Source organism: Duganella sp. CF402, assembly GCF_900109645.1.
In the GTDB taxonomy this organism is placed as follows: Bacteria; Pseudomonadota; Gammaproteobacteria; order Burkholderiales; family Burkholderiaceae_D; genus Rugamonas.
Window position 1 is genome coordinate 77461 of record NZ_FOBG01000001.1, and the last position, 25022, is coordinate 102482.

Here is a 25022-nt window from a genome sequence, read left to right on the forward strand (position 1 = left end):
TCAGGATTACGGGGCCTTCTTCTTTTGCACCTGGCGTTGCTGTTGCTTGCGCTGGGTCTCGTTCTTGTTCTGCTTGGTCTGGTAGATTGCGGCGGCTTCCAGCTTGGCTTGGGCGAAGGTGCGCAATTCTTCCGTGTCGTCGTGGGTGACGAAATAGTCGTTGGCTTGCGCGTCCACCACCAGCTTGATTGCCGCCTCGTCGGACAGGTCGTACATTTCGGTCAGCAGGGTGGCGATCTCGTCGAGGAATTCTTCGTAAGTCATGGTGGGGCTTTCTATGGGATGAGCGAAAAACAGAATAGCCAACGCGGAGGTTGGCTATTGCAGGATTTTATCACGTCGCCCGACGCAGCAATTGGTGTCAGTTCCACACAAACAGAATCTAATTTTTGTAAAGGCAGCACAAATCAATAATTCCAATGTTAATATTTATATTCTTTTTGACATTAAAAATGAATGGGAGATAACATGCGTCTGGCAAATTTACTGTTTGGTGCTGCCGTCTTGGGAGCGAGCGCGCTGGCTCACGCGGACAACATCATCGCCGCCGGTAGCGGTCTGAGCGGCAGTTATTCGACGGAGACCTTCACCAGCGGGCTGTCGGACTGGAGTGCCGCCGGAAGTAACTTCAACGGCGTGACCTTCGGTGATGGCAACTATGTCACCGATGATTATGATGGCAGCTTCCCGAACATCAATGGCACGGCGATTGTCAATTTCTTCCCATGCTGCACTACACCGACCACCTTGACGTTCTCCTCCAACCTGTCTGGCGCCGCGTTCAACTTCGTCAGCAATCCGGGCACATCGACCTTTACCGCCTACCTCGGGGCCACTGCGGTAGCGAGCTTTACCACGTGGACCGGCTATGGCGGCGAGTTCTATGGTTTCCAGAACATCGTCTTCAACAGTATCAGGATCGATTCCGGCGGCGGTAACTATGCCTACGTCCTCGACAACCTGCAAACGGCCGCAGTGCCGGAGCCGGAAACCTACGCCATGTTGCTGGGCGGTCTGGGGCTGCTGGCCCTGACCCGCCGCCGCACACGCAAAGCCTGAAGCGCGCGAGCAAAATCGAAAAGCTCACGAACCGACATTCGTGGGCTTTTTTGTTGCTGTCAGCTTGGTGTATCGTATTGCTTACCATCCGAAGCTTGCGAGGCGCCATGCTGTATCAACCAATACTACTGTTGCGAGCACTGCTGGGCGGCGGTGCGCTGTTTGCCGTCCTGCTGAGCGGCGCGGTGTGCGCGCAGGAGCTGGCGCTGCTGGAAGTGCATGTCGGCATGGGCTTGCCCAAGCCGCCCTACATCATGGAATCGGGGACCTCCGGCCTGGATTACGACATCGCCCGGAAAGCGATGGCGGCCGGCGGCTACAAACTGGTCGGCCAGATGTTGCCGCAGACGCGCGCGTTGGCGATGCTGCGCGCCGGCCAGCTGGACGGCATGCTGTCGACGTCGGAAGGGATAGGCGGCCATCTTTACTTCAGTGACGCCTACATCGTTTATCAAAACGTCGCCACCACGCTCACGCGCCGTAATTTGAAACTGCGCCAGATTGAAGACTTGAGCAGTTATTCGGTGGCGGCATTCCAGAGCGCCAACATGGTGCTCGGCGAGCGCTTCAACTTCGTCGCCAGCAACCATTCGGACTACAGGGAAGTGCCGTCCCAGATCACCCAAAACAAGCTGCTCTTCATGGGGCGGGTTGATGTGGTGGTGGGAGACCGTTTGATTTTCCGCTACTTCATCGACAAGCTTGAACCGCAGATCGATGCCACGCAGGCGGTAACGTATCACAACATCTTCCCCGAAAGCCCGCGCAAGGCGGTGTTTCGCGACGCCCGCGTGCGCGACGCCTTCAATGCCGGGCTGAGCATTATCCGCAGCAACGGCACGTATGATGCGATTGTGAAGCAGTACCTGGGCGCGGTGCGGCGATGATTATAGAGCTGAGGTAGACGGATTCCGGTTCCCAGTTTGATTTGGAACATCCGGCGCGCCTTCTGGCCGTGGCTTACCTTCAACGCGAAATTGCCGGAAGAATTTGAACTTCCGACTAACGCCGCGTGGATCTGAAACTAAGGGAAAGGCAAATTCCGGCGCAGTAAGCAACACCAGGCGCCAGATGATGCCGCCAAAGAAGCGAAACGTCAGTGTATCCGGTGGTTGCATGCGAAGGTCGGCGAATGTGCCGGTGGAGTACATCGCGCCGAACACAGCAGCGTCAACGAGTGTCATGTCCGCATCGAACATGTAGATCCGCAACATCTCTTCGAAAGGAATGTCATCGGTAAAGAAGGCAATGCTGTAGCCGCGCCATTCCACAGCGGCTTCCAGCGTCGCTCCGGTCACGACCGACCCTGTCGGCATACCGTCCACCAGCAATTCAGAAGTTGCCAGCGACGTATCTGAATAGGGCGACGCTAGCCTTGCTGAGAATTCTGAAGCCTGAAGTAATCTCATGAGCTTGCTCTACCAGATGAAGCCAGCGCCGAAAGCAGCCAAGGCGCCTCCTGCGAATGCACCTATTGTGACACATACGGGGGCACCGGGGCCGCACGCCAGCCCCGCGATAGCTCCTGCTGCTATGCTGCCACTAACTCCTGCTGTAGTGGTGACCAGCTCGTGCTTGATCGCAGCGGACTTGTTGCGAGCGGTTAGTACGTTGTACGTCGATAGAGCCAGTGATAGCAGAATCAGGCTCCGTCCCAGATAGGAAAACCGCCGAACATTCCCTGTGATGGTGAGGCGAGATCTGCCAGCCGAGGCTACGACTTCGGCAAATACGCGGTTTTGGCGGGATTGGGTTAGCTTGGCGAAGACGGCGCTTTTCCCATACAGCTTCACAGTCTTTTCTGCGATCAGTGCGTTCAGGCCTTGACCTTCAGCCTTGGCGCGCTCTGCAAACGCGCGAGCCACCGGCGTGGTGCGCGATCTGGTGAGCTGCATAATGACGTTCCTGGTGGTTTGGGCCTGCTCCGCCGCTTCTGCCCAAGACAGCTTACCTTTGGCCACATCGCTGCGAAGATTGTCGGACATCGCCTTGATCTCGCGCGCGTAAATTCGGCGCGCGGTGGAGTCCACTTCCAAATGCACTCCTACGCTGGTTGTGGTTGCTTCCAGTGATTTGATTGCGTTTTCGAAATTTTCTTTATCTGGCTGCGGCATGGCGAACTCCTCGAGGGGGGGATCTGTCGAGAGTAAGCCCCGCAAGGCAGGGAGGATTTGAAGTGGCGCAAAACAAAAAAGCCCACGAACCGAAATTCGTGGGCTTCCTTGATAATTATGGGTAGGCCGTGCGGGATTCGAACCTGCGATCAGCGGATTAACGCCATCAACTTGCCAGACCTTTTTGCAGTAGGGCAGCGACAACCTCGTTGAGATCGGTGCCCTGTTCGGCTGCCAGTGCATTGATCTGAGCCACCAGGTTGCTATTGAGCTTGACGGCAAACGGCACCAGGCCAAGCGCCTGGTCGAGGCGGCGTTGCTCGCGGCGATCAACCACGACAGCTGCCTTGCCGAATTCTGCGCCACCGGGTGCGACCATTTTGCCCATCAGTTTCTTGGCGTCGCTTTTTGCCATTCCGGTCTTTTTCATGGGGATTCTTTCGTGGGTGCGTGTGGTGGGGAGAGGGAAGAAAAAAAGGCCATGCGCCGAAGCGGATAGCCTTTTTTGGTACTACTGAATTCTTGGTAGGCCGTGCGGGATTCGAACCTGCGACCAACGGATTAAAAGTCCGCTGCTCTACCAGCTGAGCTAACGACCCTCAGGTATCAAACCTGGGAACTTTCGGATGGTAGGCCGTGCGGGATTCGAACCTGCGACCAACGGATTAAAAGTCCGCTGCTCTACCAGCTGAGCTAACGACCCCCGAAAGAAGCGAGATTATAGGGGACCCCAGCTCAACTGTCAAATACCCTGCGGTAATTATTTGCCCGCCAGGCGCTCCTTGGCCGTGGCCGCCGCCGGCGAATCCGGATATTGCTTGATCAAGTCTTGCAGTGTCTTTTTGGCAGCTTTGTCTTTCAGCTCAGTCTGGCAGCTGGCGATGTTCAGCATGGCGTCCGGCGCTTTCGGGCTGTCGCTGTAGTTCTTCAGCACCACCAGCTGTGCCGCGATCGCCGCCTTGCAGTCGCGCTGCGCGTAGTAGGCGTTGCCCAGCCAGTATTGCGCGTTCGACGCGTAGCTTGAACCCGGATAGCGCGCCACGAAGTCGCTCAGCGCGCCGCCGGCCGCTTTGTAATCGCCGGCCTTGAACAGCTGCATGGCCGCTTCGTAGTTGCGTTGCTCGTTAGGATCGACTTGCGAGGTCTTGCCGTCGATGGTCACTTCGCGCGGCTCCAGCTTGCGCAGGCGGGCGTCGAGGTCGACGTAGAAATCTTTCTGGCGCTTTTGCGCGTTGGCGATGTCGTTGGCCAGCACTTCGATCTGGCCGCGCAGTTTGGCGATTTCCTGCAGCAGGTTTTCATTCTGGCTCACCAGGTCCAGCGTGCTGGTCTTGTCGGACTTGGTGTCGATGCGGGCATTCAGCTCGGTGCGCATGGCTTCGACCTTGGCGCGCAGGTCGAGCAGGGCGCGGCGCGCTTCGTCGTCGTCGAACAGGCCGGCGTGGGCTTGCAGCGGCAGCCAGACGGTCGCGGCCAGCAGGGCGGCGCTCAGGCCGGATTTGGAGAATTTCATCATGTCAGGCGCTTTCTACACAAATCAAAAAAGGAAACGGGGCAGGGCGCGGATAACACCGCGCGCCGCCCCGTATTATGCCTGTGACCCGGCAAAAAGGTAGTGCTTTTGATTACTTGTAGACGATGTCTGCACGGCGGTTTTGCGCCCATGCTTCTTCGTTCGAGCCGGTGGCTTTTGGTTTTTCCTTGCCCAGCGATACGGCTTCGATTTGCGACTCAGGCACGCCCAGGGTGGTCATGGCCTTGCGCACGGCTTCAGCACGCTTCTGGCCCAGGGCCAGGTTGTACTCGGAACCGCCGCGTTCGTCGGTGTTACCTTGGACCAGGATCGAGCGCGACTTGGTTTTCACCAGGTAGGCCGAGTGGTTTTCCACCACCGATTTGCCGTCAGCACGGACCACGTAGCTGTCGAAGTCGAAGTAGACGCTGCGGTTGGCCAGCACGCCTTTTGGATCGTCCAGCGGATCCAGCGATTTGGTTTCCACTGGGGCGACGGTGCGGGTGTCAGCTTGTGGGGTCACGGCTTTTTCAACTGGACGTTCTACGACTGGTGCCGGCTCCGACACTTTGACCGGGGTCGAGCAAGCCGACAGGATGGCGGCGGTGGTGATGGCAAAAGCCAGGCTGCTGATTTTACGCATAGTGATTCTCCTAGTAGTGAAACGCGATAGTTACTGCATGAACGGGCCCCAGGTGGGCTCCTTGATGTTGCCCGCCTGAGTGGTCAGGCGTTGTTTTACACGTCCATCCACCGAGACCACAGCCAGCGATTTGCGGCCGCCGGCACGGGTGGAGTACATGATGTATTTGCCGTTAGGGGCGAAACTTGGCGACTCATCGTCGGTGTTGTCGGACAGGCGCTGCTCCTGGCCGGTGGCCAGGTCGAGCACGAACAGCTGGAAGTTGCCGTCGCGGCGCGAGATGTAGGCCAGCGTCTTGCCATCGGCCGAGATACGCGGGCTGATGTTGTAGCTGCCGCCGAAGGTGACGCGCTTGGCGTCGCTGCCGTCCGGGTTCATGCGGTAGATTTGCGGGCCGCCGCTGCGGTCGCTGGTGAAGTAGATGCTGTTGCCGTCAGCCGACCACTGCGGTTCAGTGTCGATGCCGCTGCTGGTGGTGGCGCGCTGCAGGTTGCTGCCGTCGGCGTTGACGGTGTAGATCTGGGTGTTGCCGCTCTTCGACAGCGCCACCGCCAGCTTGTTGCCGCTTGGCGCCCAGGCCGGGGCGGAATTGCTGCCTTTTTCATTGGCCACCACGGTGCGCGCGCGGGTGATCAGGTTCTGCACGTAGACCACCGGCTTCTTCTGTTCAAACGAGACGTAGGCCACCTTGGTGCCGTCCGGCGACCACGATGGCGAGATGATCGGCTCGTTCGAGCGCAGCGCCAGCTGTTCGTTTTCGCCGTCGGCGTCGGCCACCAGCAGCTGGTAGTTGCGGCCTTCCTGCTTGACGTAGGCGATGCGGGTCGAGAACGCGCCACGGATGCCGGTCAGCTTGAAGAACACGTCGTCGGCGATCAGGTGGGCCGACAGGCGGGTGAACTGGGCGGTCACGGCCTTGTCCAGATTGGAGATCTTGGCTTGCTTGACGGTGTCGAGCAGTTTGTAGCGCACGTCGTAGCGGCCATCGGCCAGCGCGTCGACGGTGCCGACCACCAGCGCGTCGGCGCCCTTGGCTTTCCAGCCGCTGTAGTCGATGTTGTTGACGTCGCTGATCACGCCGGCGTCGATGATCTTGAAGGCGCCGCTGCGCTCCAGGTCGGCCTTGATGATGTCAGTGATTTTTTGCGGCGCTACGCCTTCATTGGCGAAGCCGGCAATGGCGACCGGGATCTGGTTGCTGCCGACGCCGGAAATCTCGATCCGCATCTGGGCATGCGCGCTGCTCATGGTGGCGGCGATGACCAGACCGGTGTACAGCATATTCAGTTTTTTCATATCAGTGCATTTCCTTCAATTTGAAGACGAGTTCAAGTTCGCGCTCTACCGTACCATCTTTTTTCTTGGGCAGCGGGGACGATTTGGCAATCGCGTTTTCAATTGCGTTGTCGTAAGCCGTCGAACCACTGCCTTTCGTTTTGCGCATGCCGATCACTTCGCCGGTCGGCAGCTGGGTGATCACGTAAGTGGCACTCAGGCTGTCATCGTCGGCGCCGTAGACCAGATTGCTCTTGATCTTGGCCTTGATCGCTGCCGCGTAGCCGCCATCGGTGCGGCCGCCGGTCGACTGCGCTGCAGTGCCGGTGCTGCCCTTGGCGGCGGCGCCGGTGATGCGGCTCATTTCGGCGGCGAAGGCTTTGTCCTTGGCGGCTTTCTCGGCTTTTTCCTTGGCCAGTTTTTCGGCGGCGGCTTTTTTCTTGTCCTTCTCGGCTAGCGCTTTTTCTTTCGCTTCCTGTTCGGCTTTCTCTTCCTTGGCTTTTTGCTCGGCCTTTTTCTTGGCTTCCAGCTTGGCCAGCTTCTCGTCTTCGATCTTCTTCAGGCGCGCTTGTTCCAGCTTTTCGGCTTTCTCTTCTTCCTGCTTTTTCTTTTTGATGCGTTGCAGGGCGATTTCCGGATCTTCACGCGGCACAGGCGGCGCTTCCACCACCGGTTGCGGCGGCGGCTTGACGGCTTCCGGTTCAGGCTCCGGTTCCGGGGCGGGTTCAGGCGTTGGCGTCGGCGCCGCTTCCTGCACTTTCATGTCCCAGATTTCGGCCTGCACTTCGACCGGATCATTGTTTTGCCAGCTGACGCCTATCCACAGGAACATCAACAACACGGCGTGCATGACCACGGCCAGCGTGATCGAACGCCAATTGTCGTGTTGTCGCGGAACCTTGTACGGGCCGCCGGCAGTTGCGGGTGTCATGGTCTGCATTTACTTGGTGGACAGGCCCACGCGGGTGATGCCCAGTTTCTTCGCTTCCGAAATCAGTTGAATCACGTCGTCGTACTTGCTTTCCTTGTCGCCAGCGATCAGCACCGGGTAGTCCGGGTGCGCCTCGTGGATGGTACGCAGTTTACGCACCAGCGCGTCGCGGTTCGGTGCGGTTTCCGGCGCATCTTCATCCTTGCCTTTGACGCCGATCGACAGCGCGCCGTTCGGCTTCAGGATGATCTGCACATAGTCGCTTGGCGGCTTGGTGGATTTTTCCGCGCGCGGCAGGTCGACCACGCTCGGGTCATTGGCCGACGGCATCACCATGAAAATAATCAGCAGCACCAGCATCACGTCGATGTAAGGCACGACGTTGATTTCGGACTTGAGCTTGCGGCCACGGCCGCCGCGCATGCTGCTGGAGAAGGAAGAAGCCATAGTGATTAACGCGATTGACGCTGCAGGATGTTGGAGAACTCTTCAACAAAGCTCTCAAAACGGATCGCCAGGCGGTCCACGTCGTAGGAGAAGCGGTTGTAGGCGACGAAGGCCGGAATCGCCGCGAACAGGCCGATGGCGGTGGCGATCAGCGCTTCGGCGATGCCAGGCGCCACGGCGGCCAGGGTCGCTTGCTGCACGTTGGCCAGGCCGCGGAAGGCGTTCATGATGCCCCACACGGTGCCCAGCAGGCCGATGTATGGCGACACCGAGCCGACCGAGGCCAGGAAGGCCAGGTGCGATTCCAGTGCATCCATCTCGCGCTGGAAGGCGGCGCGCATGGCGCGGCGGGCGCTGTCGAGCACGGCGCCGGCATCGAGGTTGTCGCGGTTGGCGGCGAAGGCGGCTTTCGATTTGATGAACTCACCCATACCGGCTTCAAAGATGCGTGCCAGCGGGCCGCTGTTGGCGCGGTCCTTGCCGGCGTTCTGGAACAGGGCGTGCAGGTTGCCGCCGGCCCAGAAGGTCTTTTCAAATTCCACCGTCAGGCGGCGCGCCGATTTGATGGCGAACAGTTTGCTGAAGATGTAGGTCCAGCTGGTCAGCGAGATGACGAACAGCAGCGCCATGATCAATTGCACGATCAGGTGCGCATTGGTGATGAGGGACAGGAAAGAAAGGTCTTGGGTGACGTTCATTGTTTATCTATCAGTCTTTGGTGTTGTGACGCATTTTGTCGGCGACGATCGCGGGCACGGCGCGCGGGCGCAGGGCGGAATCGACGCAGCCAACCTTGACCCGCGCCGTGTTCAGCAAAGTTTCGCCGCGCCAGGCCTCTTGCTGGAAAACGATAGAGGCGCGGCCGATTTTCTCGATACTAACCGTTAATTTTAGTTCATCGTCAAGCTTTGCGGGCGCATGATAGTCAGCGCTCACGCTTTTGACCACGAACATGGCGTCGTGCTCGGCCAGCAGGTCGTGCTGGTTGACGTTGAGGGCGCGCAGCCACTCGGTGCGGGCGCGCTCGAAGAATTTGAGGTAGTTCGCGTAATAGACGATACCGCCGGCATCGGTGTCCTCGTAGTAGACACGTACTGTCCAGATGAAATCTGCGGGCATGTTGTTTTGACTACAAATGTGATTGAGCAACATTCTACGCGATATTGTTGTTTTGGTTGAATATTATCAACTGGCGCGCAAAGCTGCCCCCGGCAAGAGTAAAGCGGTTTCCTAGTCTCTTGCCAAGGATTGTAACAATGGCTTACGAATTAGAGCTCACGTTTAATATTCAGCGGGCCGTAGCCCTGGCAGGTCGGCATCATGTCGATACGGTTGATGTTGACATGCGGAGGGAGGGTGGCGACCCAGTAGGCGCTGTTGGCGATGTCCTCGGCGGTCAGCGGGGTGGTGCCCTCGTACACCTTGGCCGCCGCCGCATCATCCTTCAGACGCACGTTGGAGAACTCGGTGCCGCCGCACAGGCCCGGCGCCAGGTTGGTGCAGCGTACGCCGGTGCCAGCCAAATCGGCGCGCAGGTTCTGGGTGAACTGGTTGACGAAGGCCTTGGTGGCGCCGTACACATTGCCGCCCGGGTAAGGGGTAGAACCGGCGATCGAGCCGATATTGATCACGGTGCCGCTGTTGCGCTCGACCATGCCCGGCAGGATGGCGCGGGTCATGGCCACCAGGCCGCTGACGTTGGTGGCGATCATGGTATCCCAGTCTTCCAGCGACGAGGTGTGGGCCGGGGTCACGCCCAGCGCCAGGCCGGCGTTGTTGATCAGGACGTCGATCTGGCGCCATTCGGCCGGCAGGCCATCCAGCGCGGCCTGGATCGAGGCGCGGTCGGTCACGTCCAGCACGATAGGGCGGACGGCGTCGCCCAGTTCGGCCGACAGCGCCTGCAGGCGGTCTTCGCGACGGCCGCTGATCAGCACTTTATGGCCGTTTTGGGCAAAGATGCGGGCCATTGCCGCGCCGAAGCCGGCGGTCGCGCCGGTGATGAAGACGATCATGTTCGGTCCTTGTAAGTGGTAGGGAGGTGTCCAAAATTGTATCCGTAATTTCCCTTATGAGTGGAATTGCCAATAATGCAATGCATTTTCTTGCTCAAATCTGGCGCATCAAATACAATCTGGCTTCCATTACGTCTCACGTAACTGGCGAAAAGCTGGAATGATTTCCAAAAATGCACCACAATAGTGCGTTTTGATCAGTCGGCGAAAGGTGGGCATCCACCGGGAAACGTGAGATTTCAACAGCCGTTCGCCTGGGCAGCCCTCGATGGAAAGCACGAAGAGGCTGCCGGTCCGCTATGGCTTCTCTCTTTCGATCCAACTGCCAGTAACAAGCTATTCTTTCGATTGGAGTTTTTTCATGTTTGCAAAAGACCACACCCTCGCCAGCGTTGATCCGGAACTGTTCGGCGCGATTCAAAACGAAAACACCCGCCAGCACGATCACATTGAACTGATCGCCTCGGAAAACTACACCTCGCCAGCCGTAATGGAAGCGCAAGGTTCGCAGCTGACCAACAAATACGCCGAAGGCTACCCAGGCAAGCGCTACTACGGCGGCTGCGAGTACGTCGACGTCGTGGAGCAACTGGCTATCGACCGCGTCAAGAAACTGTTCGGCGCCGAAGCCGCCAACGTGCAGCCTAACTCGGGCTCGCAAGCCAACCAGGGCGTGTTCTTCGCCGTGCTGAAACCAGGCGACACCATCATGGGCATGTCGCTGGCAGAAGGCGGCCACCTGACCCACGGCATGCCACTGAATATGTCCGGCAAATGGTTCAACGTGGTTTCGTACGGCCTGACCGCTGAAGAAGATATCGACTACGTTGCAATGGAAGCGCTGGCCAAGGAACACAAGCCTAAGCTGATCATCGCCGGCGCCTCGGCCTTCTCGAAAAAAATCGACTTCGAGCGTTTCGCTGCCGTCGCCAAATCGGTGGGCGCGTACTTCATGGTCGACATGGCCCACTACGCTGGCCTGATCGCCGCTGGTCTGTATCCGAACCCAGTGCCGCACGCTGACTTCGTTACCTCGACCACCCACAAATCGCTGCGTGGTCCACGTGGCGGTATCATCCTGATGAAGGCCGAGCACGAGAAAGCCATCAACTCGGCCATCTTCCCTGGCATCCAGGGCGGCCCGCTGATGCACGTGATCGCCGGTAAAGCCGTGGCCTTCCAGGAAGCGTTGCAGCCTGCGTTCAAAGAGTACCAGCAGCAAGTGGTGAAGAACGCCGACGTGCTGGCCAAGACCCTGATCAAGCGCGGCCTGCGCATTGTGTCGGGCGGCACCGAGTCGCACGTGATGCTGGTGGACCTGCGTCCGAAGAACCTGACCGGCAAGGAAGCGGAAGCGATCCTGGGTTCGGCCCACATGACCTGCAACAAGAACGGCATCCCTAACGATCCACAGAAGCCATTCGTGACTTCGGGCATTCGTCTGGGTTCGCCGGCGTTCACCACCCGTGGCTTCAAGGAAGCGGAAGCGGAACAAGTCGGTAACCTGATCGCTGACGTGCTGGACAACCCGCACGACGCAGCCACCATCGAGCGCGTCAAAGCGGCGGTGAAGGTTCTGGCTGACAAGTTCCCGGTCTACGCCAAGTAAGTAACACCGCGTCGTTCCGGCGCAGGCCGGAACCCATACTGAGCATGCGTTCTATGGGCCGCAGTGGCGGACCACCCGCCTTCGCCGGGACGACGCTAACCAAAGCGCCTCTATGAAATGTCCGTTCTGCCAGCATGAAGATACCCAAGTCCTCGATACGCGTGTATCGGAGGAGGGGGACTCCATACGCCGGCGCCGGCGCTGCGGGAAATGTGATAAACGATTTACCACGTATGAACGCATCGAACTGGTGATGCCGTATGTGGTCAAGAAGAATGGCAGCCGTACCGAGTATGCCTCGGCCAAGTTGCGCGGCAGTCTGGAGCTGGCTTTGCGCAAGCGTCCGGTCGCGGCGCCGGCGGTGGATGCGGCCATTGCTTCGATCGAAGAAAAACTGCTGACCAGCGGTCAGCGCGAAGTGGAAACCGGCTACATCGGCGAGCTGGTGATGCAGGAATTGAAGCGCCTCGACAACGTGGCCTATATCCGCTTTGCATCGGTCTACAAGAACTTCGAAGATCTGGCCGAGTTCCAGAACGCCATTGCCGAGGTCGGCCAGGAGCGCAAGGCTCCGCGAAAAATCTAGCGCACTGCTGGCGCACTTTTGATACACCTCATACTCTCTGCTGTAGCCGCTGCTAACTTCTAACGCAGTCTCCCCGACTTGCGGAGGTGTGCCATGCGCGCACGCGGCTTTACCCTGCTGGAAATTTTGATTGCGGTGCTGGTGCTCGCCCTGGGCATCATCGGCGGCGTGGCGTTGCAGATGGCGGCGCTGCGGGCGCGGCATCAGGCGGTGCTGTTGTCGCAAGCGGCGCAGTTGGCGGCCGCGCTGGCCGAACACATGCGCGCGAATCCGGCACAGACCGATCTCTACCTGACCCTCAACTACGATGCCTATGCCGAGCCGTTGCCGGCAGCGCCTCCCGCCTTGTGTCACGGCGATGCCTGCGCCAGCGCGCAGTTGGCATGGGCCGATATCTACGAGGCCAAGCAGCAAGTGCGACTTGGCATGCCTGCTGGCCGCGTGCTGGTCTGCCGTGATGCCGGCGTGTGGAGCGGCGGCAAGTTGCGTTGGGCTTGCTCGGGCGGCGTGGCGGCGCCGGTCGTGATCAAGGTCGGATGGCGCGGCAAGAATCCCGACGGCACGCCGATGGTGGACGATGCTGGCGAGTATGTTCCCGGCGTGGCGCAGGTGGTCGGAGTGGTGCCATGAACGCGGCGTCGCGTGCTCGCCTGAGCGCTGGCAACGGCTGGGGGCTGGTTGAGTTCCTGATCGCGATTGCGCTGGGCTTGCTGCTGACGCTGCTGGCCAGCGGCCTGCTGATCGCCACCGCCAGCAATTACCGCAATCACAGCGACAACGCCTGGCTGGCCGATGGCGGCCGCTATGCCTTGCAAACGATGGCGCAGGCGATAAGGCAAGGTGCCTACATCAACTGGGACAGCGACGTAGCGCCACCGGAGCTGGATCCCGATACGCCCGCTGCGGTCGATGGCCGCGATGCCGCCAGCATCAGCCGCAGCAGCGATGGCATTGGCGCGGTGTTGCCGCCGGTGGCGAATGGTAGTGATGTGCTGGCTTTGCGTTTTGCCGGCTCCGGTGCGGGCGCGAGCGGCGATGGTTCCAGCGTCAATTGCGCCGGCTTCGGCGTGGCGGGCGCAGCGCAAGGCTGGAGCATTTTCTACGTGGCGGCCGACGCGGGCGGTGAGCCTGAGCTGCGCTGCAAGTATCGCAGCGCGTCCGGCTGGGGCGCGGATGCCGTTGTGCGCGGTGTCGATTCGTTTCAAGTGCTGTACGGCGTGGACACGGATATGCCGTTGGATGGCGTGCCCAATACGTATCTGAACGCCACGGCGGTACAGGCGATGGCGGCCTGGAAGCGCGTCTGCAGTATCAAGCTGGCCTTGCTGCTGCATGGCGAACGCAACACGCGCAGCGATACGGTGGACGCGCGTTATGACCTGTTCGGCCCGGCGTATGCCGATGCGCATGGCGAGGATGTCGGCGTGCGTGTGGCGGAGGGCAGCTTGCCGCCATCGCAGCGGCTACGCGCACGGCGGCTGTTCAGCATGACCGTAGCGCTGCGCAACCGGGATGGCTGAATCATGGACGGGCAGCGAGGGATTGCGCTGGTGGTCAGCCTGGTGTTGCTGATCATGGTGTTGTTGCTGGGTGTGTCGGCCGCGCAGTTGAGTCTGCAAGGTGAGAAAGCGGCGCGCAGCGAGCGTGATCGGAATGTGGCGTTTCTTGCGGCGGAGGATGCCTTGAAAGATGCGGAACATGATATCGACGACAGCGGCGATCCCGCCCGCCGCGCGGCATTTGCGAGTGGCGACGGATTCGCGGAGGCGTGCGGCGCTGCTGGCAGTGGCGGTGGCGGTGCCAGCAGCGCTGGCGCTGGCGTCAGCGCAGGCTTGCGTGTGCGTGCGCCTGCCGCTGCGACGCCGGCGTGGCAGCAGGTGGACTTGTCCGGGGTCGAGGACGGTGGCGGCTGCTCCGTCGCGCACGGTGCGTACACCGGCGCTGCGATGCCAACCGGCGAGGGCTTCCTGCCATTCAAAAGACCGCGCTATGTGATCGAGCGCATGGAGTGCCACCAGCCCGGTGACGATGCCTCCGCTGGCGCGCCGCCGCACTACTGCTACCGCGTCACCGCCATCGGCTTCGGCGCGCGGCCGGAAACCGAAGTCGTCTTGCAAAGCGTCTTCAACAAGCCGGAGAGAACTCCATGAAGATTCGCACCTTACTGCACGCTGCGGTGCTAGGCATAGCCATCTTTATGCCGGCGCGCGCGGATCCGCCGACGCTGGTGATCGACAGCTGGCCCATCGCCGCAGATTGCAAATCTGCCTCATCCGGCAGCGGCGCAGTGTTGTTGCGCCCAGCTCCGTTCGCGGCATCGTCCGGCAGCGCGTCGTCGGCGAGCGCTGGCGACGTATATCAGGCCACGATGAACATTGCTGACTGGGGCGGGCATTTTTCGCGCTATGTGCTGTCCGCCGGCGTGGGTGCGACCCCCACCTCGGCGTGGGATGCCGGCGCCATCCTGACCGGCACGGCCGGCCGCGTAGCTGAGCCCACGCCGGCGCTGCGCCAGATCTATACTTCCGTCGTGAAGCCCGATGGTGTGCTGGCAATGGCGCCCTTCACATGGGCCGCGCTGTCGCCCGCACAGCAGGCGCTGCTCAATCTTGAAGACCATGCAGGCGAACAGCGCGTCGCCTATCTGCGTGGCGAGCGCACGCTGGAGGGCGTCCAGTTCCGCCGCCGCAGCAGCATACTGGGCGACGCCGTCCACAGCACGCCAGTCTATGTCGACGCGCCCGGCCGCCGCGCCGCCATCTACCTCGGCGCCAACGACGGCATGTTGCATGCCTTCGACGCCGCCAGCGGTATCGAACTTTTCGCGTACGTTCCCGATGCCTTGATCGCCCAACTCCACTACCTGACTGATCCTGCCTACGTTCATCGAGCCTACGTCGATGGCCCTGCGAGCGCAGGCGAGGCCAACATCGCAGGCAGCAAAAAAGCCGTCCTGCTCTCCGCGATGGGCGGCGGCGCAACCGGCGTGTTTGCATTGGACGTTACCGATCCCGCCCGCTTTGCGGACGGCCTCGGCGCAATATGGGAATTCACCAGCCGCGACGACCCACTGATGGGTAACGTCACCACCATTCCACAAATCGCCAGGGTACGCGTGCGGCGCGACGTGGTGCGTGATTTCGCCATCGTCGCCAGCGGCTTCAACAACGGCGGCGACGGCAAGGGGGCCTTATTCCTGCTGGCGCTCGATAAACCGCACGACCAAGGCTGGCGGCTCAACCGCAACTACTACCGCATCACCACGCCTGTCTCGGACAGCACAGTGGCCAACGCCCTGAGCGCACCGGTGCTCCTGAATGACAATGACGGCGTACTGCGCTACGCCTATGCCGGCGACCTGCAAGGCAATCTGTGGCGCTTCGATTTTAGCGGCAGCGCGCCGTGGCCCAAGGCCATCGGCAAATCGCTGTTCGTCGCCCGCGATGCCAGCGGCCGTCGCCAGTCGATCACCCAGCGGCCGCTGCTGGCCTACGCAAGCAATGGCTACATGATCCTGTTCGGCACCGGCCGGTTGATTGCGCTGGCTGACCGCAAGCCATCGCCCCAGTCCTACTATGCCATCATCGACAGCCTGCAAGCGCCGCCTGACATCATCACCGGCCGCCATCAACTGACCCAGCGCTTCCTCGATGGCCGGGATATGCGCATGGCGCCGGGTAGCAAGGGCTGGTACATCGACTTCACGGAGGCGATAGAGCGCAGCATCAACACCGGCATGCTGACGGATGGCGTGGTGCTGTTCAACACCGTGCTGCCCGGCGCGGACATGTGCAGTCCGACCAGTAGCCGCAGCTACGCGCTCAAGGTGACCAGCGGCTTGCCTGCGGAGAGTTCTTCTGCAATCACCGGCGAGACGCTGCCAGACTATTTTCCGCTGCCAGCGCTGCTACCGCAAACAATCACGCGCAGCGAGCCGGATCCGATGGGGCGCATCGCGCAGGAGAAAACCTATGCGGTGGTCGGTGCTACGCCAGCAGGTCCGATGGTCGTCATCGGCACCGTGCGCACCACGCGCCGCGTTGGCCGCCTGAGCTGGCGCGAAATCGTCAACTGGCGCGAACTGCACGAGGCGGCCAAATGAAACACGCCGGATTCAGCCTGATTGAATTGCTGGTGGTGCTGGTGATCATCGGCGTGCTGGCAGCGGCGGCGATGCCCGCCTACCAGCAGCAAGTGGTGCGCACCCGCCGCAGCGAGGCGCAATCGGCCTTGTTCAAGCTGATGATGCAGCAGGAGCGCTTTCATTCGCAGCACAATCGCTACATCGCTTTCTCTGCCGGCGAGGTGGAGCCGGAGGCACGTCATTTCCAGTGGTGGAGCGGGGCGAGCGCGCCGGTGAGCGCCTACGAGATCGAAGGCAAGGCCTGCGATGGCGAATTGATTGCCCATTGTGTGCAACTGATCGCGCGGCCCGGTACCGCGCTGGTTGACAGCCGCTTCCGCGACGCGGATTGCCGCGAGCTGACCCTCACCAGCACCGGTGTGCGCCTCGCCAGCGGCCCCGCCACAGGATGCTGGCCATGACCCGCCGCGCCGGCCTGACGCTGATCGAACTGCTGGTGGGGCTGGCGCTGGCTGCCATCCTGCTGGGGGCGGCCGCGCCGGCTTTCCAGCAATCGCTGCAGCGCATGCGCCTGCAAGCCTCCGCCAATGACCTGCAAGCCGCCATCGATCTGACCCGTTCCTCGGCGATGACACGCGGCGCCAAAGTCCTGATGGCGCCGCTGGAATCCTCGGGCGCCAACTGGCAAAGCGGCTGGGCCATCTTCATCGACCGCAACGGCAATCGCCGTCCCGATCCCGGAGAAACGCTGATTTATCGCCATGACCCGCTACGCTCCGACATCACCGTCACCACTCGCTTCACCGCTGGCAGCGCGCCGGACTACATCGCCTACAACGCCGCCGGCCGCACCTGCCGTGCCGACAACAGCCTGGCCGCCCGGTGGGGGACGCTCACCCTCACGCAAGGCGATCAAGCCCGCAGCCTCATCATCAACATGCTGGGCCGCGTGCGGGTCTGCGATCCCAAGACGGAACCCTCTAAATGCGCCAGCGCGGCCGACTGAACAAGCCTTTATAATGTCGCGAGGACTTATTCAGGCAGGGGTAACGTGAACATCAGTAACGATCTGGAAGGCATGACGCTGGCGCTGGAGTGGGCCGCGAAGGGGCTGTACACAACGTCCCCGAATCCGCATATCGGTTGCGTGATCGTGCGCGACGGTGTGGTGATCGGCGCCGGTGTCACGCAACAAGCTGGCAGCGACCATGCGGAAATCCAGGCGCTCAAGGATGCCCAGGCGCGCGGCCACGATGTGCGCGGCGCCACCGCCTACGTCACGCTGGAGCCGTGCAACCACCACGGCCGCACGCCGCCGTGCTCGGACGCGCTGGTGCGCGCCGGTCTTGGCCGCGTGGTGGCGGCGATGGAAGACCCGAATCCGCTGGTGGCAGGGCAGGGCATGGCCAAGCTGGCCGCCAATGGTATCGCCACGCATGTTGGCTTGCTGGCCGAGCAGGCGTATGAATTGAATATTGGCTTCTTCTCGCGCATGACGCGCGGCCTGCCGTGGGTGCGCATGAAAAGCGCCGCCAGCCTCGATGGCATGACGGCGCTGCATAACGGCGTCAGCCAGTGGATTACCGGGCCGGAGGCGCGTGCCGACGGCCATCACTGGCGCGCCCGCGCTTGCGCCATCCTGACCGGCATCGGCACCGTCAAGGCCGACGATCCACAGCTGAACGTGCGCGCGGTCGAGACGCCGCGCCAGCCGCGCCGCATCGTGGTCGACAGCAAGCTTGAAATTGACCTGTCCGCCAAGATATTGGAAGGCGGCGGCACGTGGATCGTGGCCGCCGTTGCCAATCCGGAAAAAGAGGCTGCGCTGGCTGCTGCCGGCCATGAGGTCGTCATGCTGCCGAATGCCAGCGGCAAGGTCGACCTGCCGGCGCTGATGCGCGAGCTGGGTCGCCGCCAGATCAACGAGCTGCACGTGGAAGCCGGCGGCAAGCTGAATGGTTCGTTGATCCGCGAAGGCTGCGTCGATGAACTGCTGGTCTATCTGGCGCCCACGCTGATCGGCGACGCCCAAGGCATGTTCGCGCTGCCGGCACTGACCGACCTGTCGCACAAGCAGCATTTGAAATTTCACGAGGTTAAGCAGATCGGTGAAGATTTGCGTATCCTTGCCCGCTTCACTCATTAGGAATAATCATGTTCACTGGTATCGTCGCCGCTGTCGGCAAAATTGAATCCGTTAAACCGCTGGAAGGCGGCTCGTTCGCAGGCGTGCGCCTGGACATCAATGCCGGCGGCCTGCCGCTGGCCGATGTGGCGCTGGGCGACTCGATCGCCATCAACGGCGCTTGCATGACGGTGGTGGAGAAGGACGCCACCAACTTCCGCGTCGACGTCTCGCGCGAAAGCCTGAACAAGACCGTCGGCCTCGACACGCTGACCGAAGTCAACCTCGAAAAAGCGCTGACCCTGAACGAACGTCTCGGCGGCCACCTGGTGTCCGGCCACGTCGACGGCCTGGGCGTGGTGCGCAAGTTCGAGCCGGTCGGCGAGTCGTGGGAGCTGGTGGTGGAAGCGCCGCACGAGCTGGCCAAATTCCTCGCCTACAAGGGCTCGATCGTGGTCAACGGCGTGTCGCTGACCGTCAACCGCATCACCGATATCGGCGCCGGCACCGACCTGGTCTGCCAGTTCTCGATCAACCTGATCCCGCACACCATCGCCATGACCACGCTCAAGCACCTGACCGTGGGCGCCAAGGTCAACCTTGAAATCGACCTGATCGCCCGCTACGTCGAGCGCATGGTGTCGGTGGGCGCCGCCGGCAAGTGATTAATGTTGGCAGGAATGCCATGCGGATGCACTAAAAAGCGGGGTTTTACGGTAGGGATGGCGTAAATCCTTTAAAATAGCGGGTTAATGAAATACTCTCGCTCAGCCTTGAAGGATTAAAAATGTCAATTTCCAGCACCGAAGAAATCGTCGCCGAATTGCGCGCTGGCCGCATGGTGATCCTGGTCGATGAAGAAGACCGGGAAAACGAAGGTGACCTGGTGCTCGCGGCGGACTTCGTCACGCCGGAAGCCATCAATTTCATGGTCAAGTACGCGCGCGGCCTGGTCTGCCTGACCTTGACCGAAGAGCGCTGCGACCAGCTCGAACTGTCGATGATGTCGTCCAAGAACGGCACCGCCTACGGCACCAATTTCACCGTCTCGATCGAAGCGGCCGAAGGCGTGACCACCGGTATTTCGGCCGCCGACCGCGCCAAGACCATCGAAGTGGCTGTGGCCAAGGACGCCAAGCCATCGGACATCGTCCAGCCGGGCCACATCTTCCCGCTGAAAGCGCAAAAGGGCGGCGTGCTGATGCGCGCTGGCCATACCGAAGCCGGTTGCGACCTGACCGCGATGGCCGGCCTGACGCCAGCCTCGGTGATCTGCGAAATCATGAAGGACGACGGCACGATGGCGCGCCTGCCGGACCTGCTGGAATTCGCCAAGGAACATAATCTGAAGATCGGCACCATCGCTGACCTGATCCACTACCGCAGCCGCAACGAGTCGCTGGTGGAAAAAGCCGGCGAGCGCACGCTGAAGACCGCCCACGGCGACTTCCGAATGATCGCCTACCGCGACAAGCCGAGCGGCTCGGCCCACCTGGCGCTGGTGCATGGCCAGATCGAAAAAGGCAAGGAAACCCTGGTGCGCGTGCACCAGCCGGTGTCGATCCTGGACATCCTGGAATCGGAAGCGACCACCCACTCGTGGAACCTGTCGTCCTCGATGGCGGCGATCAAGGCGGCCGACAGCGGCGTGATCGTGCTGCTCAACTGCGAAGAGACTGCCGAGCAGTTCTTCACCCAGTTCGAAGCCCTGTGCAATCCGGTCGAAGTCAAGCCGAAAGGCCGCGCGGCCAGCATGGACCTGCGCAGCTACGGCATCGGTGCGCAAATCCTGCGCGAAGTCGGCGTCTGCAAGATGCAACTGCTGGCCAGCCCGCGCAAGATGCCGTCGATGACCGGCTTCAATCTGGAAGTGACCGGCTACGTCGCCAAACCGCAATAATTTAACCAACATACAAGAGGCCATCATGACCGTAGGAAGCTACGAAACCAACCTGAACGGCGAAGACCTGCGCATTGGCGTGGTACAAGCCCGTTTTAACGAAGACATCTGCCACGGCCTGCTGTCCGCTTGCCTGGCCGAGCTCAAGCACCTGGGCGTGGCTGACGAAGACATCCTGCATGTGACCGTGCCGGGCGCGCTGGAAGTGCCGCTGGTGCTGCAGAAGATGGCTGAGTCGCAGCAGTTCGACGCGCTGATCGCGCTGGGCGCCATCATCCGTGGTGAGACTTATCACTTCGAGCTGGTGTCGAACGAATCGGGCGCGGGCATCACCCGCATCGGCCTGGACTACGGCATCCCGATCGCCAACGCCATCCTGACCACCGAGAACGACGAGCAGGCCGAAGTGCGCATGGCGGTCAAAGGCGCCGATGCTGCGCGCGTAGCCGTCGAAATGGCCAACCTGACCATCGCTCTGGAAGAGCTGAGCCAGGACCAAGGCGACGACGAGTAATTAATAAGTAATTTAAAATAGGTAGAACCATGAACGAGAAGACTTTGCACGCCAACCCAAGCAAGAACCGCACGCCGCGTCATCGCGCGCGCGAGTTCGCGCTGCAAGGGTTGTACCAGTGGCTGCTGAATAACGAATCCGCCTCCACGGTGGTCAACCACATCCGCGGCGCGCACGGCTTCGACAAGGCCGATGCCGAGCACTTCACCGTGCTGCTGAACGGCGCCATCGGTTCGTCGGTGGAACTGCGCGAGATGTTCGCGCCGCTGGTGGACCGTGGCATCAACGAGCTGTCGCCGATCGAGCACGCGGTGCTGCTGATCGGTGCCTACGAGCTGAAGAACAACCAGGAAATTCCTTACCGCGTCGTCATCAACGAAGCGGTGGAACTGACCAAGTCGTTTGGCGGTATCGATGGCCACAAGTATGTCAACGGTGTGCTGGACAAGCTGGCCGCCCAGCTGCGTCCGGACGAAGTTGCTGCCGACAAGAAGCGCTAAGCGTTTCTCAAGTATCGTTGAAAGCCACCCACGGTAGCGTGCGGTGGCTTTTTTTATGGGCCGCTTGACCGCAATAGCGGCAGTGATGATGATTGCTTTTTCGGTAATTCTGGAGCGGTATCATCGACTTGCCCACCCCAAGCTGGCGCCGACGCGGCTGGCTGGCGCTGATCGGCGGCGCCCACCTGCTGGCGCTGATGTGCTGGAAAGCGCCTGAGAGGCCGATGGCGGCCTCCGTGGCGCCGCATGTGCCGATCACCTATATTTTGACGCCGTTCAAGCCGCTACGGCCGCTTCCGCCACCCAAGCCGGCGGCGCAGGCGCCGGAGCGGCCTTCACGCGTCCTAGCCGCGCGTCTGCCCGAGGCGATTGTTGCTGCGCCCCGGCCGCTGTCCGAGCCGCAGCCGATCACTGCGCCATCGGCGCCCACACCGGCGGCGGTGGCCGATACCCAGGCCGTCACGCTGCCGCCCGATCCGTTTGCCGTACCGGTCAAGCCGCAGGATGATCTTAAGCAGCGTGCGCTCAAGGGCGCGCTGGCCGCCGACCAAAAGGCGCGCAAGGAAGATGCGTGGACCCAGCGCGACCGCAAATACGTCAACGACGAAACCGCGCTGGCGACCGCCATCGGCAAGGCTTACAAAGACCGCAGCAGTGGAGCGATAGGGGAGTTCACGGCGCCGGACGGCAGCCGCGTGACCAAATGGCGTTTGCCGGGCGGTGCGGTGGTTTGCTATTACAAGGAATCGAACAGCTTTGGCGGTGGGCGGGATCCGTTCAAGGATTCCGGCCGGGTCTCGGCCCGGTCCTGCCCATAAATGAAAAAAGCCACCTGACCAAGGTGGCTTTCATATATGCACGGCTAAATTACAGACCGGCGATCTGCGTACCGCTGACCGATTTCTCGGCGGCAGCGACTGGCGCTGCTGGTTTGGCTGGGGCGGCTGCCATCACCGGAGTGATGGTCGGCACCTTCTTACCAGCCGAAACTTGCTTCAGGCGATTGTACTCAGCCAGAACGCGCGAACCGTAACCATCATCGGTTTCAAACGCGGCGGCGCCGACGTAGCTCTTCAGGCCGGCTTCCACCGAACCGCCACGGGTCACATAATCCTTCAGGATCAGCGAACCGACGCGGATGTTGGCGACCGGGTTCAGCGCGGCTTGCAGGCCGCCCATGTCCTGGAACTTCTCGTGGTGCACCTTCGACATGACTTGCATCAGGCCTTGCGCGCCCATCGGGCTTTCCGCGAACGGATTCAGACCCGACTCGATCGACATCACCGCCAGGATCAGCAGCGGATCGAGCTTGATTTCACGTGCGGTCAGATAAGCGGTCGACACCAGCATGTTGGCGGCGTCACCGGCTACGCGGTAACGCTTGGACAGCCAGGTGGTGACCCATTTCTGCTGTTTCTCGGTGCCCAGCAGGGCTTTTTCTTCGGCGGTCAGCGGCGCGGTCGAGGCGGTGACGGTGGCTGGCGCCTCCATCAGCGCGTCCAGCGGCGGCGCGGTGACTGCTACAACTTCCGCGTCCGGAACGCGGTTCAAACTGTCGCTGAGGGCCTTGGCCAGGTCAGGACGGACAAACAGTACTGCCATTACTACCAGAGCGGTCACACCCACAATGGTCAGGGTGTGCTGGGCGGTGGTCAACACGCCCTTTGCCGAAATGCTGGCCGTGGTGAACCACGCAGCTGGCTGGCGAGCCATAGTACGGGCAAACGTAGTTGCGCCGGTGATGCGATTAATCATAGAGTTCCCCTGAAATGTCCGTAAAAGCGATCCCCCGCCAGCGTCAAACGCAGCTAAACAGGTGCTAATGCCGTGCATCAGAAATATCTCGTTCGTCGTTACTGTAGGTAGTACACGAGAACGCCTTCATTGCTTGCTTGTTGCTGATCTCTCCCGCAGGAGTCAACCAGATGCAATACAACTACAACCGGGGAGCAAGGCAAGACGCCTTTGAAAACACTCCTTAAAATGTCATGTGGAGCCCCGACTCCGTGAATGTATGAGGGACATAAAAGTCAGACCTCATCAAGTAGGGTGGATTGTAGAAGGCGTTTTATATCAAGTCAATACTAACGTCAATCGTTTTTATAACTTTTAAATCTAGAATTTTGCCTTGCTAGCGATGGAAAACCAATAAAATCAATCACTTGACCTGTATTTTTAAACAGTGCGCTTTAATGTAAGAAAATATTAAAAAACCGATGAAATATTCCGATCTACGAGATTTTATTTCCCAACTGCAAGCAATGGGTGAACTTAAGCCCATTTTAAGCCCCGTTTCGCCGCATTTAGAGATGACCGAGGTGTGCGACCGCACCTTGCGCGCCGGTGGCCCGGCCTTGCTATTCCAACATCCGACCGGCCACAGCATGCCGGTGCTGGCCAATTTGTTCGGTACGCAGCGCCGCGTGGCGTTGGGCATGGGCGCGGAGAACGTCAGCGAGCTGCGCAAGATCGGCCATGTGTTGTCGCGCTTGAAAGAGCCGGAACCGCCGAAGGACTTCAAGGACTTGCTGGGCCTGGGCTCGCTGGTGAAGGCCGTGTGGGATATGGCGCCGAAAGAGCTGCGTGGCGCGCCGTGCCAGGAGATCGTGTGGGAAGGCGCCGATGTCGATTTGTCGAAATTGCCGATCCAGCACTGCTGGCCGGGCGACGTGGCGCCTTTAATTACCTGGGGCCTTGTTATTACCAAGGGCCCTAATAAGAAGCGCCAGAATCTCGGCATCTATCGCCAGCAGGTGCTGGGTCCTAACAAGGTCATCATGCGCTGGCTGGCCCATCGCGGCGGCGCGCTGGACTTCCGCGAGCACGCCATCCAAAGCAAAGGGAAGCCTTATCCTGTCTGTGTCGCTTTGGGCGCGGACCCCGCTACTATATTAGGTGCAGTGACGCCGGTGCCAGATTCCTTGTCGGAATATCAGTTCGCCGGCCTGCTGCGCGGCAGTCGCACCGAGCTGGTCAAGGCGATCGGCAGCGAGCTGCGCGTGCCGGCGTCGGCCGAGATCGTGCTGGAAGGGCATATCTATCCGGACGAAAACCATCCGTCCGGTTACGAGCATGCGCTGGAGGGGCCGTATGGCGACCACACCGGTTATTACAATGAGCAGGACTGGTTCCCGGTGTTCACCATCGACCGCATCACCATGCGCCGCGACCCGATTTATCACTCGACCTACACCGGCAAACCGCCGGATGAGCCGGCCGTGCTGGGGCTGGCGCTGAACGAGGTGTTTGTGCCGCTGCTGCAGAAGCAGTTCAGCGAGATCACCGATTTCCATTTGCCGTCGGAAGGTTGCAGTTATCGCATGGCGGTGGTGCAGATCAAGAAGCAGTACGCCGGCCATGCCAAGCGCGTGATGTTTGGCGTGTGGAGCTTCCTGCGCCAGTTCATGTACACCAAGTTCATTGTGGTGGTGGATGAGGACGTGAATATCCGCGACTGGAACGAGGTGATTTGGGCCATCACCACCCGCGTCGATCCGACCCGCGATACCACGCTGGTCGACAATACGCCGATCGACTACCTCGACTTTGCCTCGCCGGTAAGCGGCCTGGGCAGCAAGATGGGCATCGACGCCACCAACAAGTGGCCGGGTGAAACCACCCGCGAGTGGGGTACGGTGATCACCATGTCGCCCGAGGTGAAAACACGGGTGGATCAGATTTGGCAGGAATTGGGGCTGTAAGGTATA

Annotated in this window: 30 protein-coding genes, 2 tRNA genes and 1 riboswitch; of the genes, 17 read left to right on the top strand and 15 right to left on the bottom strand. The window is 60.8% G+C overall.

The genetic code is table 11. The features are described from left to right. Positions 1-6 precede the first annotated feature (6 nt). Positions 7-264: a hypothetical protein gene (locus tag BMZ70_RS00310; RefSeq protein WP_092268596.1), complete on the bottom strand. Its 258-nt coding sequence runs from the start codon at positions 262-264 to the stop codon at positions 7-9. Between the two features lie 240 nt (positions 265-504). On the opposite strand from BMZ70_RS00310, the gene BMZ70_RS00315 reads away from it, so the two are divergent. Then, positions 505-1059 (top strand): PEP-CTERM sorting domain-containing protein, encoded by a 555-nt coding sequence (locus tag BMZ70_RS00315; protein ID WP_229205229.1) that lies wholly within the window; start codon positions 505-507, stop codon positions 1057-1059. A 107-nt stretch (positions 1060-1166) separates the two neighbouring features. After that, complete coding sequence (locus BMZ70_RS00320) at positions 1167-1946, top strand: substrate-binding periplasmic protein (protein WP_092268600.1); 780 nt, start codon at positions 1167-1169, stop codon at positions 1944-1946. On the opposite strand, the gene BMZ70_RS00325 is transcribed toward BMZ70_RS00320, so the two are convergent. The 13 genes from BMZ70_RS00325 to BMZ70_RS00385 all read right to left on the bottom strand — a co-directional run bounded on the left by BMZ70_RS00325 (position 1947) and on the right by BMZ70_RS00385 (position 9997). Then, complete coding sequence (locus tag BMZ70_RS00325; RefSeq protein WP_130300962.1) at positions 1947-2468, bottom strand: hypothetical protein; 522 nt, start codon at positions 2466-2468, stop codon at positions 1947-1949. A gap of 9 nt (positions 2469-2477) precedes the next feature. After that, positions 2478-3173 carry a hypothetical protein gene (locus BMZ70_RS00330; RefSeq protein WP_092268603.1) on the bottom strand — a complete coding sequence of 232 codons (696 nt, stop codon included), beginning with the start codon at positions 3171-3173 and terminating at the stop codon, positions 2478-2480. Between the two features lie 166 nt (positions 3174-3339). Then, the gene (locus BMZ70_RS00335; RefSeq protein ID WP_092268605.1) at positions 3340-3603 is read right to left on the bottom strand and encodes a hypothetical protein; all 264 of its coding nucleotides are present in this window, start codon (positions 3601-3603) and stop codon (positions 3340-3342) included. A gap of 93 nt (positions 3604-3696) precedes the next feature. Then, positions 3697-3772 (bottom strand) — tRNA-Lys (locus BMZ70_RS00340). A 28-nt stretch (positions 3773-3800) separates the two neighbouring features. Further along, positions 3801-3876, bottom strand: a tRNA-Lys gene (locus BMZ70_RS00345). Positions 3877-3933: 57 nt separating this feature from the next. Further along, on the bottom strand, positions 3934-4689 hold the full coding sequence (ybgF, locus tag BMZ70_RS00350) for a tol-pal system protein YbgF (RefSeq protein ID WP_092268607.1): 756 nt from the start codon (positions 4687-4689) through the stop codon (positions 3934-3936). Positions 4690-4798: 109 nt separating this feature from the next. Continuing rightward, positions 4799-5329, bottom strand: coding sequence for a peptidoglycan-associated lipoprotein Pal (pal, locus tag BMZ70_RS00355; protein ID WP_092268609.1), 531 nt, complete (start codon positions 5327-5329; stop codon positions 4799-4801). Positions 5330-5359: 30 nt separating this feature from the next. Then, the gene (gene tolB, locus BMZ70_RS00360; RefSeq protein ID WP_092268611.1) at positions 5360-6625 is read right to left on the bottom strand and encodes a Tol-Pal system beta propeller repeat protein TolB; all 1266 of its coding nucleotides are present in this window, start codon (positions 6623-6625) and stop codon (positions 5360-5362) included. Between the two features lies 1 nt (position 6626). Next, positions 6627-7535 (bottom strand): cell envelope integrity protein TolA, encoded by a 909-nt coding sequence (gene tolA, locus BMZ70_RS00365; RefSeq protein ID WP_092277344.1) that lies wholly within the window; start codon positions 7533-7535, stop codon positions 6627-6629. Between the two features lie 9 nt (positions 7536-7544). Next, a complete protein-coding gene (locus tag BMZ70_RS00370; protein ID WP_092268612.1) occupies positions 7545-7982 on the bottom strand; it encodes an ExbD/TolR family protein in 438 nt (145 codons plus the stop codon). Between the two features lie 5 nt (positions 7983-7987). After that, positions 7988-8680, bottom strand: a complete 693-nt coding sequence (gene tolQ, locus BMZ70_RS00375; protein ID WP_092268614.1) for a protein TolQ — start codon at positions 8678-8680, stop codon at positions 7988-7990. Positions 8681-8690: 10 nt separating this feature from the next. Continuing rightward, positions 8691-9101, bottom strand: a complete 411-nt coding sequence (ybgC, locus tag BMZ70_RS00380; RefSeq protein ID WP_092268616.1) for a tol-pal system-associated acyl-CoA thioesterase — start codon at positions 9099-9101, stop codon at positions 8691-8693. A gap of 149 nt (positions 9102-9250) precedes the next feature. Further along, positions 9251-9997: an SDR family NAD(P)-dependent oxidoreductase gene (locus tag BMZ70_RS00385; RefSeq protein WP_092268618.1), complete on the bottom strand. Its 747-nt coding sequence runs from the start codon at positions 9995-9997 to the stop codon at positions 9251-9253. 130 nt (positions 9998-10127) lie between these two features. Then, positions 10128-10264: riboswitch (ZMP/ZTP riboswitch) on the top strand. Between the two features lie 94 nt (positions 10265-10358). Between BMZ70_RS00385 and glyA the strand changes: the two genes are divergently transcribed. The 14 genes from glyA (at position 10359) to BMZ70_RS00455 (ending at position 22133) form a co-directional block, all read left to right on the top strand. Further along, positions 10359-11606 (top strand): serine hydroxymethyltransferase, encoded by a 1248-nt coding sequence (gene glyA / locus BMZ70_RS00390; protein WP_092268620.1) that lies wholly within the window; start codon positions 10359-10361, stop codon positions 11604-11606. A 112-nt stretch (positions 11607-11718) separates the two neighbouring features. Continuing rightward, a complete protein-coding gene (nrdR, locus tag BMZ70_RS00395) occupies positions 11719-12192 on the top strand; it encodes a transcriptional regulator NrdR (protein ID WP_092268621.1) in 474 nt (157 codons plus the stop codon). Between the two features lie 93 nt (positions 12193-12285). Then, complete coding sequence (gene pilV, locus BMZ70_RS00400; RefSeq protein ID WP_092268623.1) at positions 12286-12822, top strand: type IV pilus modification protein PilV; 537 nt, start codon at positions 12286-12288, stop codon at positions 12820-12822. Then, the gene (locus tag BMZ70_RS00405; protein WP_092268625.1) at positions 12819-13712 is read left to right on the top strand and encodes a PilW family protein; all 894 of its coding nucleotides are present in this window, start codon (positions 12819-12821) and stop codon (positions 13710-13712) included. The genes pilV and BMZ70_RS00405 overlap by 4 nt, the downstream gene beginning before the upstream one ends. A gap of 3 nt (positions 13713-13715) precedes the next feature. Further along, positions 13716-14342, top strand: a complete 627-nt coding sequence (locus BMZ70_RS00410; RefSeq protein WP_092268627.1) for a pilus assembly PilX family protein — start codon at positions 13716-13718, stop codon at positions 14340-14342. Further along, entirely contained in the window at positions 14339-16294 is a 1956-nt protein-coding gene (locus tag BMZ70_RS00415; RefSeq protein WP_229205230.1) for a pilus assembly protein, read from the top strand. Before BMZ70_RS00410 ends, BMZ70_RS00415 begins: the two co-directional genes overlap by 4 nt. Then, entirely contained in the window at positions 16291-16737 is a 447-nt protein-coding gene (locus BMZ70_RS00420; protein ID WP_092268629.1) for a type IV pilin protein, read from the top strand. Before BMZ70_RS00415 ends, BMZ70_RS00420 begins: the two co-directional genes overlap by 4 nt. Continuing rightward, a complete protein-coding gene (locus tag BMZ70_RS00425) occupies positions 16734-17282 on the top strand; it encodes a GspH/FimT family pseudopilin (RefSeq protein ID WP_165403551.1) in 549 nt (182 codons plus the stop codon). Before BMZ70_RS00420 ends, BMZ70_RS00425 begins: the two co-directional genes overlap by 4 nt. Positions 17283-17327: 45 nt before the next feature. Then, a complete protein-coding gene (ribD, locus tag BMZ70_RS00430; RefSeq protein ID WP_092268633.1) occupies positions 17328-18422 on the top strand; it encodes a bifunctional diaminohydroxyphosphoribosylaminopyrimidine deaminase/5-amino-6-(5-phosphoribosylamino)uracil reductase RibD in 1095 nt (364 codons plus the stop codon). A gap of 8 nt (positions 18423-18430) precedes the next feature. Beyond that, a complete protein-coding gene (locus BMZ70_RS00435) occupies positions 18431-19066 on the top strand; it encodes a riboflavin synthase (RefSeq protein WP_092268635.1) in 636 nt (211 codons plus the stop codon). A 122-nt stretch (positions 19067-19188) separates the two neighbouring features. Continuing rightward, entirely contained in the window at positions 19189-20301 is a 1113-nt protein-coding gene (gene ribBA, locus BMZ70_RS00440; protein ID WP_092268637.1) for a bifunctional 3,4-dihydroxy-2-butanone-4-phosphate synthase/GTP cyclohydrolase II, read from the top strand. 25 nt (positions 20302-20326) lie between these two features. Further along, positions 20327-20815: a 6,7-dimethyl-8-ribityllumazine synthase gene (gene ribH / locus BMZ70_RS00445; protein WP_092268639.1), complete on the top strand. Its 489-nt coding sequence runs from the start codon at positions 20327-20329 to the stop codon at positions 20813-20815. Between the two features lie 29 nt (positions 20816-20844). Further along, positions 20845-21315, top strand: a complete 471-nt coding sequence (gene nusB, locus BMZ70_RS00450) for a transcription antitermination factor NusB (RefSeq protein ID WP_092268640.1) — start codon at positions 20845-20847, stop codon at positions 21313-21315. A 128-nt stretch (positions 21316-21443) separates the two neighbouring features. Then, a complete protein-coding gene (locus BMZ70_RS00455; protein ID WP_229205231.1) occupies positions 21444-22133 on the top strand; it encodes a hypothetical protein in 690 nt (229 codons plus the stop codon). Between the two features lie 49 nt (positions 22134-22182). Here BMZ70_RS00455 and BMZ70_RS00460 read toward each other — a convergent pair whose 3' ends face one another. Further along, positions 22183-23070 (bottom strand): lytic transglycosylase domain-containing protein, encoded by an 888-nt coding sequence (locus BMZ70_RS00460; RefSeq protein WP_092268642.1) that lies wholly within the window; start codon positions 23068-23070, stop codon positions 22183-22185. A 461-nt stretch (positions 23071-23531) separates the two neighbouring features. Here BMZ70_RS00460 and ubiD point away from each other — a divergent pair, with 461 nt between their 5' ends. After that, positions 23532-25016 carry a 4-hydroxy-3-polyprenylbenzoate decarboxylase gene (ubiD, locus tag BMZ70_RS00465; RefSeq protein ID WP_092268644.1) on the top strand — a complete coding sequence of 495 codons (1485 nt, stop codon included), beginning with the start codon at positions 23532-23534 and terminating at the stop codon, positions 25014-25016. The last annotated feature ends 6 nt before the right edge of the window (positions 25017-25022 follow it).

Coding starts and splice junctions, on each gene's coding strand:
- BMZ70_RS00310 (WP_092268596.1), bottom strand. CDS start 264: ATGACTTACGAAGAATTCCTCGACGAGATCGCCACCCTGCTGACCGAA.
- BMZ70_RS00320 (WP_092268600.1), top strand. CDS start 1,167: ATGCTGTATCAACCAATACTACTGTTGCGAGCACTGCTGGGCGGCGGT.
- BMZ70_RS00325 (WP_130300962.1), bottom strand. CDS start 2,468: ATGAGATTACTTCAGGCTTCAGAATTCTCAGCAAGGCTAGCGTCGCCC.
- BMZ70_RS00330 (WP_092268603.1), bottom strand. CDS start 3,173: ATGCCGCAGCCAGATAAAGAAAATTTCGAAAACGCAATCAAATCACTG.
- BMZ70_RS00335 (WP_092268605.1), bottom strand. CDS start 3,603: ATGAAAAAGACCGGAATGGCAAAAAGCGACGCCAAGAAACTGATGGGC.
- ybgF (WP_092268607.1), bottom strand. CDS start 4,689: ATGATGAAATTCTCCAAATCCGGCCTGAGCGCCGCCCTGCTGGCCGCG.
- pal (WP_092268609.1), bottom strand. CDS start 5,329: ATGCGTAAAATCAGCAGCCTGGCTTTTGCCATCACCACCGCCGCCATC.
- tolB (WP_092268611.1), bottom strand. CDS start 6,625: ATGAAAAAACTGAATATGCTGTACACCGGTCTGGTCATCGCCGCCACC.
- tolA (WP_092277344.1), bottom strand. CDS start 7,535: ATGACACCCGCAACTGCCGGCGGCCCGTACAAGGTTCCGCGACAACAC.
- BMZ70_RS00370 (WP_092268612.1), bottom strand. CDS start 7,982: ATGGCTTCTTCCTTCTCCAGCAGCATGCGCGGCGGCCGTGGCCGCAAG.
- tolQ (WP_092268614.1), bottom strand. CDS start 8,680: ATGAACGTCACCCAAGACCTTTCTTTCCTGTCCCTCATCACCAATGCG.
- ybgC (WP_092268616.1), bottom strand. CDS start 9,101: ATGCCCGCAGATTTCATCTGGACAGTACGTGTCTACTACGAGGACACC.
- BMZ70_RS00385 (WP_092268618.1), bottom strand. CDS start 9,997: ATGATCGTCTTCATCACCGGCGCGACCGCCGGCTTCGGCGCGGCAATG.
- glyA (WP_092268620.1), top strand. CDS start 10,359: ATGTTTGCAAAAGACCACACCCTCGCCAGCGTTGATCCGGAACTGTTC.
- nrdR (WP_092268621.1), top strand. CDS start 11,719: ATGAAATGTCCGTTCTGCCAGCATGAAGATACCCAAGTCCTCGATACG.
- pilV (WP_092268623.1), top strand. CDS start 12,286: ATGCGCGCACGCGGCTTTACCCTGCTGGAAATTTTGATTGCGGTGCTG.
- BMZ70_RS00405 (WP_092268625.1), top strand. CDS start 12,819: ATGAACGCGGCGTCGCGTGCTCGCCTGAGCGCTGGCAACGGCTGGGGG.
- BMZ70_RS00410 (WP_092268627.1), top strand. CDS start 13,716: ATGGACGGGCAGCGAGGGATTGCGCTGGTGGTCAGCCTGGTGTTGCTG.
- BMZ70_RS00415 (WP_229205230.1), top strand. CDS start 14,339: ATGAAGATTCGCACCTTACTGCACGCTGCGGTGCTAGGCATAGCCATC.
- BMZ70_RS00420 (WP_092268629.1), top strand. CDS start 16,291: ATGAAACACGCCGGATTCAGCCTGATTGAATTGCTGGTGGTGCTGGTG.
- BMZ70_RS00425 (WP_165403551.1), top strand. CDS start 16,734: ATGACCCGCCGCGCCGGCCTGACGCTGATCGAACTGCTGGTGGGGCTG.
- BMZ70_RS00435 (WP_092268635.1), top strand. CDS start 18,431: ATGTTCACTGGTATCGTCGCCGCTGTCGGCAAAATTGAATCCGTTAAA.
- ribBA (WP_092268637.1), top strand. CDS start 19,189: ATGTCAATTTCCAGCACCGAAGAAATCGTCGCCGAATTGCGCGCTGGC.
- ribH (WP_092268639.1), top strand. CDS start 20,327: ATGACCGTAGGAAGCTACGAAACCAACCTGAACGGCGAAGACCTGCGC.
- nusB (WP_092268640.1), top strand. CDS start 20,845: ATGAACGAGAAGACTTTGCACGCCAACCCAAGCAAGAACCGCACGCCG.
- BMZ70_RS00460 (WP_092268642.1), bottom strand. CDS start 23,070: ATGATTAATCGCATCACCGGCGCAACTACGTTTGCCCGTACTATGGCT.
- ubiD (WP_092268644.1), top strand. CDS start 23,532: ATGAAATATTCCGATCTACGAGATTTTATTTCCCAACTGCAAGCAATG.